Below are 11,377 nucleotides of genomic sequence, written 5' to 3' on the forward strand. Positions count from 1 at the left end.
CTTACTATGCGTTTTGCATTATCAAGATTAAATATTGTCGTGGCGGGTGTCGCTATTGTAAGTGGCAGTGCACATGCTGGGCTCACCATTAATGGACAGCCTGTACCGATTACGATTAATGAAAATAACACTTCAATAATGATTTCATCAAATTCAAGCAACAGTTCAGGAATCTATCAATCGCAACAATATCAACCACCTAACAACTTTCAAAGCTGTCTTGCCGACTTGCGCTCAAGTGCAATTGCCAAAGGTGTATCAGGTGCAACTTATGACCGCTATACCCAATCTCTTACGCCTGACTATTCGGTAATTGATAAGTTAAATTATCAACCCGAATTTAGTACCGATATTTGGGATTATTTGTCAGGATTGGTTGATCAAGAACGTGTCGATGATGGACAAAAAAATATGGCACAACATCGTAGCGCACTGAATCGTGCATCCGCACAATATGGCGTACCTGCCGAAACCATTGCTGCGGTATGGGGTGTAGAAAGTAACTATGGCAATATTTCAGGAAAATATCCGCTTTTACAAGCACTGGGTACGCTCAGCTGTGAAGGTCGTCGTCAGTCGTATTTTCGTGGTGAGTTTTTCACGACTTTGAAAATCTTACAACGTGGCGATCTCACCGAAGATCAACTGAAAGGTTCATGGGCAGGCGCATTTGGTCATACCCAATTTATGCCTTCGACTTATGATCGTTTAGCAGTTGATTTTGATGGTGATGGTCGTCGTGACTTAGTATCAAGCGTTCCTGATGCGCTCGCTTCCACTGCAAACTTTCTAGATAAAGCAGGTTGGCAATCGGGCATGCCGTGGGGCTTTGAGGTGAGTGTGCCTGATGGCTATTATGTTGGCGGTGAAGGTCGTCGTAATAAAAAGTCTCTCAGCTATTGGGTTGCTAAAGGTGTCACACGTATTGATGGCTCTCAAGTGATTCAAGGCAATTTAAGTGGTTCAAGCCAAGCAGGTTTACTTGCGCCTGCTGGTGAGAATGGTCCGAAATTCTTAGTCTTTAAAAACTTCGATGCACTGTATAGCTATAATGCTGCTGAAAGCTATGCCCTCGCCATTGCCATGCTCTCAGATCGCTTACAAGGTAAATCGGGCATCCAAGCTTCGTGGCCAACCGATGACGCAGGCACCTCTCGTGCAGAACGTCGTGAAATCCAAACCTTATTACTTCAACGTGGTCATGACATCGGCGATGTTGATGGTTTGATCGGTAGCAAAAGCCGTCAGGCAATTCGCATAGAACAACAACGTCTTGGACTGCCGACGACTGGTCGTGCAGGTCAGCGTATTTTGACGGCGCTTCGTGCTGAGAATTTGATGAAATAATAAACCTGCAAATTGATTATAAAGATTGCGCTGTGACAATTTGTCAAAGCGCAATATTTCGCTTGCGTTCACTCGCATTGAGATTACAATAATTCGTTTAATCCACATTTAATCATTTAAGCCCTATCGTGACTTCTGAGCATTCAAATCCACAATCAAAACCTAGACAACCTAGCCGACATATTATGATGATGGCAGCGGGTACTGGCGGTCATGTCTTCCCTGCGCTTGCGGTTGCCAAAGCATTACAACAACGTGGTCATCAGATCTCTTGGCTTGCCACACCAAACGGCATGGAAAATCGTCTTTTAAAACAACATAATATTCCAATTCATCAAATCGACATTCAAGGTGTGCGTGGCAATGGTATTGTTCGCAAACTGAAAGCACCATTTAAAATACTTGGCGCGACGATCGCAGCGATGCGGATCATGAAATCATTAAAAATAGATGCAGTTGCAGGTTTTGGCGGTTATGTATCTGGACCAGGCGGATTGGCTGCGCGACTACTCGGTATTCCCGTATTAATCCACGAGCAAAATGCGGTTGCAGGCTTTACCAATACACAACTTGCACGGATTGCAAAAACCGTGTGTCAAGCTTTTCCAAAAGCGTTTCCTGAATCTTCAAAGCTGATCACTACTGGCAATCCTGTACGTCAAGAGATTTGTCAGATTCCTGCGCCTGAAGAGCGCTATCAACAACGTGATGCAGAACAGCGAGCCTTACAAATTCTCATTGTTGGTGGCTCACTTGGTGCACAAGCATTGAATGAACATATTCCTGCTGCACTGACTGGATTGAATTTACCGATGCAAGTGCGTCATCAATGCGGTCAACAACAACTTGAATCTACAGAGCAGCGCTATGAGGCCCTGCAAAAAGTTGATGGCTTTGAAGTTCAAGTCCTGCCTTTTATTGAAGATATGGCGCTTGCATATAGCCAAGCTGATTTAATCATTTGTCGTGCGGGTGCGCTGACGGTGACAGAGGTTGCAACCGCTGGTGTTGCAGCGATTTTCATTCCGTTGCCATCTGCGGTCGACGATCATCAAACCGCAAATGCACATTACTTGGCAGATGTCCGTGCAGCACAAATTTGCCCACAAGCAACGATGACTGCTGAAAGTTTACAACAGTTGCTTACGCCATTAATGTCGAGAGATATTCTGTTAAGTATAGCAAGCAAAGCCCGAAAACAAGCGCAAAGCCAAGCGACAGCACATGTTGCTGAGCTTGTTGAAAGCTTATAAAGCCACTTGTCCAAGCAAATTCAGAGAACGATTTAGAGCCCGAATTTAGAGAACGACTTTTTTAGAGAAAGAACTATGTCAGATACCACATTTACTGCAACAGAAGCCAAACAACTGATTAAAATCCCTGAAATGCGCCGTATCAAGCATATTCACTTTGTTGGGATTGGCGGTGCAGGCATGTGTGGAATTGCCGAAGTACTTAAAAATCAAGGCTATAAAGTGTCTGGCTCAGATATTAAAGCCTCAAAAACCACCGCACAACTTGAAAAAAATGACATCGAAGTCTTTATCGGGCATCAAGCAAGTAATATTGATGGCGCCAATGTCTTAGTGGTATCCACAGCGATTGATCTAGAAAATCCTGAAATTCAAACCGCAAATGAGCATCGTATCCCTGTGGTACGCCGTGCTGAAATGCTCGGTGAACTCATGCGCTATCGTCACGGCATTGCGGTCGCAGGGACACATGGTAAAACCACAACGACCAGTCTTCTGACCTGTATGCTTGCTGAGGAAAACCTTGATCCAACTTATGTGATCGGCGGTTTGCTGAATCGTACTGGAGTTAATGCTGCACTTGGTGCAAGTCGTTATATCGTTGCCGAAGCAGACGAATCTGATGCCTCTTTTCTCTATCTTGAGCCGATGGCAGCGATTGTGACCAATATCGATGCCGACCATATGGACACCTATGGCGGTAGCTTTGATGTGCTTAAAGACACCTTTGTGCAGTTTTTACATAAGTTGCCGTTTTACGGTTTAGCCGTGGTCTGTGGCGATGATGCCAATATCCGTGAAATCATGCCTCGTATCGGTCGTCCTGTGCTGACTTATGGTTTTGAAGAAGATAATGACATTCGTGCGATTGATGTTGAGCAAGACGGTATGCAATCTCACTTTACCGTACTGCGTAAAGATCGTGAGCCACTGCGCCTGACCATTAATCAACCTGGTATGCATAACATTCTAAATGCGTTGGCAGCGATTGGTGTCGCCACTGATGAAGGTGTGTCAGACGCAGCGATTGCTCGTGCATTAGAAGGTTTCAATGGCGTAGGTCGTCGCTTCCAAGTCCAAGGCGAATATGCCAAAGACAATGGTACAGTAAAACTGGTTGACGACTATGGACACCATCCAAAAGAAGTCGAAGCGACCATCAAAGCAGCTCGCCAAAGCCATCCTGATCGTCGCTTAGTGCTATTATTCCAACCGCATCGTTTTAGCCGTACACGTGATTGTTTTGATGACTTTGTTGATGTGCTGTCACAAGTCGATGCGCTACTGTTGATGGAAGTGTATCCTGCGGGAGAAAAACCAATCGTCGGTGCAGATAGTCGCAGTCTTGCACGGGCAATTCGTTTGCGTGGACAAGTTGAACCGATTATCATCGACCCTGTTGATGGTCAATTGCCGAGTGTGTTAAAGAATTTGTTACAAGCGAATGATCTGCTTTTGACACAAGGCGCAGGTAATGTCGGCGCAATTTCGGTAGAATTGGCGCAAAATGAACTTTATCTCAATACATAAATGTTTTGATTTGCGTGTTATCTGAGATTTCGATTCAATTGATGTCGTGAAATTTAGCCAGTCAATTGAACAAATTTTAAAATTTTAGTTGTTTGAAATAAGGAATTCACCGTGTCACAGGTGCAAGATAAATTTGGAAAAGTTGCGGTATTACTCGGTGGAAAATCTGCGGAACGCCAAGTGTCACTCAATAGTGGACAATCTGTCCTCGATGCCTTACTTCGTAGCGGTGTCAATGCGGAAGCCTTTGATCCCCTCACTCGCCCTGTGACCGAGCTGACAGCGTATGATCGTGCATTTATCGTTTTGCATGGTCGTGGCGGTGAAGATGGTCAAATTCAAGGCGTATTGGACTGGCTCAATATTCCTTACACAGGAACACCTGTGCAAGGCTCTGCAATCGGCATGGATAAGGTGAAAACCAAACAAATTTGGCAAGGTAGCGAATTGCCAACTGCGCCATATCGTTTGATCACCGCAGATACCAACCTCAATGAAGTGATTGATAAGCTTGGTCTACCATTGATCATCAAGCCTGTACACGAAGGCTCAAGCATCGGCATGAGTAAAGTCGAAAAAACTGAAGAATTTTCTACGGCATTATCTAAAGCTACCACGCACGATTCGATCGTCATGGCGGAGCAATGGATTACAGGCTCCGAATATACTGTGGTCATTTTAAATGGTGAAGCTTTACCTGTGATTCGCTTAGAACCGCCGAAAGATGTGGCGTTCTACGACTATGAAGCAAAATATAAACGTAACGATACCCAATATGGCATTCCATCAGGACTTTCTGATGCTGACGAGAAGCATTTGAAAGAATTGGCACTGCGTGCTTTTCAAGCCGTTGGTGCATCAGGTTGGGGGCGTATTGATGCCATGCGTGATGAGCAAGGTAATTTTTGGTTACTTGAAGTGAATACCGTTCCAGGTATGACCGATCACTCTCTTGTACCAAAAGCAGCACAAGCCATTGGTCTCAACTTCGATCAACTCTGTTTGACAATTTTAGAGCAGACTTTGGGCTAAAACATTTAATATGGCACAACTTCCCTTGTCCCTGCGACGTCGTCAAGCAGCGACCACCTCAATACATGACAAGCCACCAAGTCTTGGTGAAAAGTTGTTGTCGTGGGGAAGTTGGCTATTATTGATATTTGCCATCTTGGTGTTTGTCTTTGGTGGTTATGCGTTGTATCAGCGTTTTATGCATGCAGAAATTGAGCATGTTGATGTGGTTGGTGTCAGTGCGCCTGCGCAAAAAGCGTTGATTAAACATATCAAAGCAGATACAGCGAGCGGTTATTTCACCACAGATCTTGAACAGATTCGTGACAATGCTTTAGGGTTGTCATGGGTAGATCGTGTGGTGGTATCTCGTGCGTGGCCAAATGCAATCGTTCTGCGTGTTACACCACGGCATGCGGTTGCACGTTGGGGGACAGGTCGTTATTTGAGTGATGATGGTGTGGTATTTAAGCCTGTACAAGGTTTCGATCATCGAAACTTGCCATTATTGCATGGTCCGAACTCGCAATCACGCATGATGATGACCAAGTATCGTGATATCAATCAAATGTTTAGCCCAATGAACATGCGTCTTAAAGAGCTATATCTGACAGAGCGTATGACGTGGTTTATGCAGTTTGATAACGGTATGCGTTTGATTGTTGATCAAGATCAGACGATGGGCAAGTTACAAAGATTAAGCGAAATTGCTAAAACAGATTTAGGTTTAGTTTGGGACAATATCGCTGGGATAGATTTAAGATATCGCAACGGTCTCGCTGTACAGTGGAAGAATGCTCAACCTGTCAATATTCATAATGGACAGTTTGTCATTCCAACACCTGGTGTAACTGTTGCGGAGCAAACCCAATCAAGCCCATAATAGGGCATTTTTTTAACAGATGAAGCATACGGTCTGCGCCAAGCAATCTGCATCGCAACCGTATAATAAAAGTCATAATGGTAATGAACAATGAGTGAAGCTGTGCCATCAGTTGTGGCCATAGATATTGGAACACATAAAGTGACGGTGTTGATCGGCAAGGTTCACGCACCAGACAAAATCGAAGTCATCGGGATGTCACATGCTCGCAATCGTGGCATGAGTAAAGGCAAAATTGTCAGCCTTGATAAAGTCGTTTCTGCGATTAAAAATGCCGTGCAAGAAGCCGAAGACCAAGCTGAATGCCGTATCAATAGTGCTTGGGTGTCTATTCCTAGTACCGACCTACGTAGCTTCTATGCTTCTGGACGCACAGCAATTACCAGTGCAGATGGCTCGATTAGCACCAATGAAGTCGTCCGTGCTTTAGAGCTTGCCAAAACCAATCATCTCATTCCAGATTATTATCTTGCCAGTGCTGTGCCACTTGGCTTTGCCGTTGATGATACTGACGAATGGGTGCACAATCCTATCGGGTTTACTGGGCAAACTTTAACGGGTCATTATCAACTGATGATGCTCCCGATTAGCACCATGCAAAACCTTGATAAAGCATTGAAAAGTGCAGGTATTGGTGTGGAAAAGATGGTCATTTCAGCCCTTGCAACCGCTGAAGCAAGCTTACTCAAAGATGAAAAAGAGTATGGCGTCTGCCTCATTGATATCGGTGCAGGGACGACCAATATTGCAGTCTATCTCGGTGGGCATCTTGCTTTTGCAAGCACATTACCTCTAGGTGGAGAACACGTTACTCGTGATATTGCAGCTGTACTACAGTTGACAACTGACGAAGCCGAGCGAATTAAACATTTGCATGGTTGTGTTGATCATAGCGCGATCAAGCCAGATCATATGATCCAAGTACAAGGTATTGATGGCCCTCAAACCATTAGCCGTATCGAACTCGCAGACATTATCAAAGCGCGTTACGATGAGATCTTTGATCGTGTCTATCAAGAGCTCAATACCAATGGAGCGCTTGCCAATCTTTATCATGGCGTGGTCTTGACAGGTGACGCTAGCCAAATCGAAGGTGCAGTCAGTCATGCACGTCGTAAGCTTGGCGTATCTGCCCATCTCGGTAATCCGCCATTGCAGGTGTATAGCAAAGATGAACTTTTAGCTGCGTTACGTCGATCCATTTATACCACGGCGAGTGGATTACTGATGTTTAGCCAAAGCGAAGCACAAGAAAGCGTCATTGATGAAAATCAAAATACATCTTCAATTTGGAAGAGAATGGTCAACAGTAGCAACGACTTACTCTCAAATTTGAAAAACTTTTTCTAAAAAGTCGTTGGGCTTTTGTTGCACAAAAAACAGTGCTTTGGTAAGGAAATTTTTTTGTTTGTAATAAATTGAGTATGAGATATTACAAACTGAAAACAGCGTGCTAATATTTAGCTTTTATTTCAGGCAGTATACGGGCATAAGTGACTGCTATAACACAATTTTGGAAGTCGGAAGGTCATGCCTACAAATTCAATTACATATATAGATGATGACGAAATGGACAGTTACGGACAAGCACGCTTCACCGTTTTTGGGGTTGGCGGTGGTGGTGGTAACGCCGTTCAAAATATGGTCGAACAAAAAATCGCAGGGGTGAAATTTATCTGTGCTAATACAGATAAACAAGCGCTAGATCGCATGTCTGCACCAAACAAAGTGCAACTCGGCGAACAAAGCACCCGTGGTCTTGGCGCTGGTGCCAACCCAGAAATTGGTCGTACTGCTGCCGAAGAAACTCGTGATGCGATTCGTCAACATCTTGAAGGTACAGACATGGTCTTCGTCACCGCAGGTATGGGCGGTGGTACAGGAACAGGTGGTGCGCCAGTCGTTGCTGAGATTGCCAAAGAAATGGGTTTGCTCACTGTTGGCGTAGTCACTACGCCGTTCCGTTTTGAAGGCCGGCGTCGTATCAAAGCGGCTGAGCTGGGTATTGAAGAATTAGAAAAACATGTTGATTCGCTGATCATCATTCCAAACTCTCGTTTGTTAGATGTGTATGGCGATATCTCGATGAAGGATGCCTACAAGAAAGCCGATGATGTACTGCTCAATGCGGTACGCAGTATCTTCGACCTTGTGGTTAATCCTGGTCTGATTAACCTTGACTTTGCCGATTTAAAAACTGCCATGAGCACACGTGGCTATGCCATGATGGGTACAGGGATTGGTCGTGGTGAAAAGCGTGCTGAACAAGCTGCTGAAATGGCGATTCGTAGCCCGCTCCTTGATAAAGTTAATATCAGCGATGCCAAAGGTGTGTTGATCAACATCACTGGCGGTGAAGACGTTTCTTTACGTGAAGCTGAAACGATTGCCGATTATGTCGCGCAAATCGTCGATGAAGACGAAGTGCAATTATTCTACGGTACAGCAATTGATCCTGATGCACGTGACGAGATCCGTGTCACCGTGGTGGCAACAGGTTTGACACGTAATAATGATGACATTTCATCAACGCCAAAAACAACCACACAACGCTCAAATCAACCTGCTCAAAGCACAACTGATGAAGAAGATGTTCCTGCAATCAGTCGTCAAGCACAGAGTAATCCTGCTGCTAATAATAACCATTCAGCATCAACCGAACAAAGTTCGGGTTCACCACGTCCAGCGCCAATGAGCATTCAAGACTACTTGCAAAAACAACAACGCAAATAACCTGTATTCTGCATAAGGATCATTGTCTACAGCAATGATCCTTATGTTTTTTTACATTCTATTTTGTGCTACCTTAGTTACAATTGCTCATCTTGTAAGTAAATATGTTTAAACAAAGATCAATCCGCCGAGTCGTTCGTGCGAGCGGTATCGGGTTACATAGCGGGAAAAAAGTCAAAATCAACTTTTTACCGAGCGAATGTGATACAGGAATTGTCTTTCGTCGCATCGATCTCGACCCAGTAGTTGAAATTCCTGCCGAAGCCATGCTGATCCAAGAAGCCTTTATGTGCTCAAACTTGGTGAAAGGTAAGGTCAAAGTCGGCACCGTTGAACATGTCATGAGTGCGATTGCCGCACTGGGTATAGATAACCTCATTATCGAAATCGACGCTGCCGAGATTCCCATCATGGATGGTAGTGCAGGGCCTTTTATCTATTTATTACTTCAAGGTGAACTCACGGAGCAAGAACACGCCAAAAAATTTATCAAAATTAAAAAAGAAATACACGTTCAAACTGAGGATAAAACCGCATCATTTCGCCCATACGATGGTTTTGAACTTAACTTTACCATTGATTTTGATCATCCTGCCTTTGATAAACGCCATCAATCTTCTTCAATCGAATTTTCTACAGAAAATTTCGTTGCTGAAATCAGTGAAGCACGTACTTTTGGCTTCATGAAAGACTTAGAACAACTCCAAGCGAATAATTTAGCCTTAGGTGCCAATCTTGAGAATGCCATCGGTCTTGATGAAAATGGCGTCGTTAATGAAGGTGGTCTACGTTATTCTGATGAATTTGTTCGCCACAAAATCTTAGATGCGATTGGCGATTTATACTTACTTGGTCACCAAATCATCGCTCGATTTGATGCGTTTAAGTCAGGACATTCGCTCAATAACAAGCTTTTACGTGCCATTCAAGCAGATCCAAGTAGCTTTGAAATTGTAACTTTTTGTAACCAAGAACAATGCCCAATAAAATATGTCCCGATTGGCTAAATAACTGTCAGCATTGAATTAAATGTTATAATATTACATTTGACAAAGACTTTTATTATATTGATTTTGCTCTTATTTCATGGTTTCGTAACATTTCACTCCTGATCTTGACTTGCCAAACGTATTAAAGCTTCGCTAAGCTTGGCATCCTTCACGATTCGAGCTGCTTGTTGTATCTCTTCTTGAATTTGATTTGACAATCGTTTCTTTCGTGTATATTTTTTGCTACTAGGTGGTTGTGAAACTGATTGCATAACTATTTTGATTTGTTGCACATCGACTAGAGCTGGGATTGCTTTTAGATTCCGAATATATTGGCTTTGCAAATAGCGCACTTGACTAATCAAAGCTTGATTGTCACCTGCAATAATAAGCGTGCCATGCTGATAACATACAACCTGCCACGAGCCCTCAAGGGGTAATAAAGGTTGAATTAATTTTGTAAGTTGTTGCCAAGCCTCAACTTGCTTTTGTAGAAATGTAAAATTTCCGACACGTTGTGAAGATGGCTGACGAAGCCCTTGAAATAATGTTTTGGACTGTTGCATAGACTGATCATCTACGATGATTGATCGTTATATGTTAGTCCCGAAAAATTTATTCGCAAGTCCTCTTCATGATGATCTGGAATTCGAGGTTTTTATTTATGCACATTCGTCGTTTTTTACTTGCATTGTCGTTCGCTAGTTCTGCAATGTCTGTCGCTTTTGCCGACTATCAGTCTTTAAACAGCATCGAGTCGATGGATCGTTTAGAACAACTTTCTCGTACACTTGGGAAAGGCTCTTATTCACAAGATGAACAAACCATTAGCAATGCAACTTTGGCATCTGCATCTCAAAAATCGGTTGAATTTAATAATGCCTCGTTGAGCAAATATGCAAGTGCGTCAACAGGGACTTGGATGACAGCTCATCCTGTTCCTGATGCACGTGTCAGCTCAAACTATGGTATGCGTTCTTTGTTGGGTACAACACGCCAACATTCTGGCATCGACTTTTCTGCACCGACTGGTACTGCAATTTATGCAAGTGGTGCTGGTGTCGTCACTAAATCAGGTTGGGGCAGTGGTTATGGCTATTATGTTGAAGTTGATCATAGTAACGGATATAAGACACGCTATGCGCACGCTTCACGCCTAATCGCAAAAGTTGGCGATTATGTCAATGCTGGCGAGCATATTGCTAATGTTGGCTGTACAGGTCGTTGTACAGGTCCACATTTACACTTTGAAGTGGTTAAAAACGATAAACGCCAAAATCCTTCAACATATTTAGCATTATTGCCTTAACGCAAAAATTTTCAGTTATTCAAATCGCTCAATCATCCATTGAGCGTTTTTTGCGTTTTATATACTACTTAACCATTAACTAACCTTTAATCTTTATCAAAACATTTATAGAAAATCATGCCCTTACTGAGTTTTCCTTAACTATTAATGATTTAAAAATTAATGTTAATGCCGTTTCCTATGCTTGGCGAATTCAAACATGAGGTGCGACAGTTTGAAAAGTCTTATGATAATCAACAAGCTGAGCAAATTTCTCTAATGGTGTAAGCCAATCTAACGCTTTTCTAGGACGAGTATTCAGTGACATGGCAACTTGATTTAA

At 43.3% G+C, this 11,377-nt stretch carries 10 protein-coding genes and 1 pseudogene; 9 read left to right on the forward strand and 2 right to left on the reverse strand.

The genetic code is table 11. The features are described from left to right. The first annotated feature begins 6 nt into the window (after positions 1-6). The 8 genes from ACE3PQ_RS06980 to lpxC all read left to right on the forward strand — a co-directional run bounded on the left by ACE3PQ_RS06980 (position 7) and on the right by lpxC (position 9,764). The gene (locus tag ACE3PQ_RS06980; protein WP_374296430.1) at positions 7-1,347 is read left to right on the forward strand and encodes a lytic murein transglycosylase; all 1,341 of its coding nucleotides are present in this window, start codon (positions 7-9) and stop codon (positions 1,345-1,347) included. A gap of 185 nt (positions 1,348-1,532) precedes the next feature. Beyond that, positions 1,533-2,600 (forward strand): undecaprenyldiphospho-muramoylpentapeptide beta-N-acetylglucosaminyltransferase, encoded by a 1,068-nt coding sequence (gene murG / locus ACE3PQ_RS06985; protein ID WP_374296432.1) that lies wholly within the window; start codon positions 1,533-1,535, stop codon positions 2,598-2,600. Positions 2,601-2,675: 75 nt separating this feature from the next. Then, complete coding sequence (gene murC / locus ACE3PQ_RS06990; protein WP_374296434.1) at positions 2,676-4,130, forward strand: UDP-N-acetylmuramate--L-alanine ligase; 1,455 nt, start codon at positions 2,676-2,678, stop codon at positions 4,128-4,130. A 120-nt stretch (positions 4,131-4,250) separates the two neighbouring features. Beyond that, on the forward strand, positions 4,251-5,162 hold the full coding sequence (locus ACE3PQ_RS06995) for a D-alanine--D-alanine ligase (RefSeq protein ID WP_374296448.1): 912 nt from the start codon (positions 4,251-4,253) through the stop codon (positions 5,160-5,162). A gap of 10 nt (positions 5,163-5,172) precedes the next feature. Then, the gene (locus tag ACE3PQ_RS07000; RefSeq protein WP_374296435.1) at positions 5,173-6,024 is read left to right on the forward strand and encodes a cell division protein FtsQ/DivIB; all 852 of its coding nucleotides are present in this window, start codon (positions 5,173-5,175) and stop codon (positions 6,022-6,024) included. A gap of 90 nt (positions 6,025-6,114) precedes the next feature. Then, complete coding sequence (gene ftsA / locus ACE3PQ_RS07005; RefSeq protein ID WP_298891711.1) at positions 6,115-7,374, forward strand: cell division protein FtsA; 1,260 nt, start codon at positions 6,115-6,117, stop codon at positions 7,372-7,374. A gap of 180 nt (positions 7,375-7,554) precedes the next feature. Next, a complete protein-coding gene (gene ftsZ / locus ACE3PQ_RS07010) occupies positions 7,555-8,757 on the forward strand; it encodes a cell division protein FtsZ (RefSeq protein ID WP_374296438.1) in 1,203 nt (400 codons plus the stop codon). A 104-nt stretch (positions 8,758-8,861) separates the two neighbouring features. Continuing rightward, complete coding sequence (gene lpxC / locus ACE3PQ_RS07015) at positions 8,862-9,764, forward strand: UDP-3-O-acyl-N-acetylglucosamine deacetylase (protein WP_374296440.1); 903 nt, start codon at positions 8,862-8,864, stop codon at positions 9,762-9,764. A 95-nt stretch (positions 9,765-9,859) separates the two neighbouring features. Here lpxC and ACE3PQ_RS07020 read toward each other — a convergent pair whose 3' ends face one another. Continuing rightward, positions 9,860-10,312 (reverse strand): DUF721 domain-containing protein, encoded by a 453-nt coding sequence (locus tag ACE3PQ_RS07020; RefSeq protein ID WP_298891705.1) that lies wholly within the window; start codon positions 10,310-10,312, stop codon positions 9,860-9,862. Positions 10,313-10,410: 98 nt separating this feature from the next. On the opposite strand from ACE3PQ_RS07020, the gene ACE3PQ_RS07025 reads away from it, so the two are divergent. Further along, positions 10,411-11,055, forward strand: a complete 645-nt coding sequence (locus ACE3PQ_RS07025) for a M23 family metallopeptidase (protein WP_374296442.1) — start codon at positions 10,411-10,413, stop codon at positions 11,053-11,055. Between the two features lie 193 nt (positions 11,056-11,248). Here the strand turns inward: ACE3PQ_RS07025 and ACE3PQ_RS07030 are convergent. Next, a pseudogene (locus ACE3PQ_RS07030) lies at positions 11,249-11,377 on the reverse strand (IS30 family transposase); the annotation flags it as partial.

It is taken from the genome of Acinetobacter sp., assembly GCF_041911495.1.
Lineage (GTDB): Bacteria > Pseudomonadota > Gammaproteobacteria > Pseudomonadales > Moraxellaceae > Acinetobacter.

Coding starts and splice junctions, on each gene's coding strand:
- ACE3PQ_RS06980 (WP_374296430.1), top strand. CDS start 7: ATGCGTTTTGCATTATCAAGATTAAATATTGTCGTGGCGGGTGTCGCT.
- murG (WP_374296432.1), top strand. CDS start 1,533: ATGATGATGGCAGCGGGTACTGGCGGTCATGTCTTCCCTGCGCTTGCG.
- murC (WP_374296434.1), top strand. CDS start 2,676: ATGTCAGATACCACATTTACTGCAACAGAAGCCAAACAACTGATTAAA.
- ACE3PQ_RS07000 (WP_374296435.1), top strand. CDS start 5,173: ATGGCACAACTTCCCTTGTCCCTGCGACGTCGTCAAGCAGCGACCACC.
- ftsA (WP_298891711.1), top strand. CDS start 6,115: ATGAGTGAAGCTGTGCCATCAGTTGTGGCCATAGATATTGGAACACAT.
- ftsZ (WP_374296438.1), top strand. CDS start 7,555: ATGCCTACAAATTCAATTACATATATAGATGATGACGAAATGGACAGT.
- lpxC (WP_374296440.1), top strand. CDS start 8,862: ATGTTTAAACAAAGATCAATCCGCCGAGTCGTTCGTGCGAGCGGTATC.
- ACE3PQ_RS07020 (WP_298891705.1), bottom strand. CDS start 10,312: ATGCAACAGTCCAAAACATTATTTCAAGGGCTTCGTCAGCCATCTTCA.
- ACE3PQ_RS07025 (WP_374296442.1), top strand. CDS start 10,411: ATGCACATTCGTCGTTTTTTACTTGCATTGTCGTTCGCTAGTTCTGCA.